The following is a 484-nucleotide window of genomic DNA, read 5'->3' on the forward strand; positions in this document are numbered from 1 at the left end:
CACACGAACCACGAACCACGCGTGCCAGCGCCGCTTCGGTGCCTGCGCGCATGTCCAACGGCTCGATGGCAAGCCACAGTGCGTCGACCCGGATCACCTGAGGATCTCGCGCAGCCCCTGACGCGCTCAACGGCCAGGTCACGTTCACCGCGATCGCGCCTCGACGGAGCTCGAGATGGATGTCACTCGCAACGGTAGAGCCTGGCGCCAGCGTGAGCGAGACGAATTCGGCTTGCCGGTCGTCGCTCTTCGAGTCGACTCCTCCCACGTCGACCGTGCGGCGCCACTTGTGAACGAGGTTGGCATTGAGGCCGTGGGCCAACGCCACCTGAGCCACCGAGGCTCCAGGTTCCGCGCACGCGGCCAACACTTGCCGCTTCAGATCGGCCGCGTGCCGCCGCCGGCTCACGCGCTTGGAGTCTTCCATAGGTGTCCACCTAAATCTGGACCGACCCCCGAACCTTGGACACATTTGACTTGATGT

At 65.1% G+C, this 484-nt stretch carries 1 protein-coding gene; it reads right to left on the reverse strand.

Features of this window, described 5'->3' with window-relative positions; translation table 11 throughout:
- The coding region (locus tag APY03_RS42425; protein ID WP_198161239.1) for a transposase at positions 1-427 on the reverse strand (427 nt) is incomplete at its 3' end.
- Positions 428-484: the final 57 nt, after the last annotated feature.

This window comes from Variovorax sp. WDL1 (genome assembly GCF_001541225.1).
In the GTDB taxonomy this organism is placed as follows: Bacteria; Pseudomonadota; Gammaproteobacteria; order Burkholderiales; family Burkholderiaceae_C; genus Variovorax.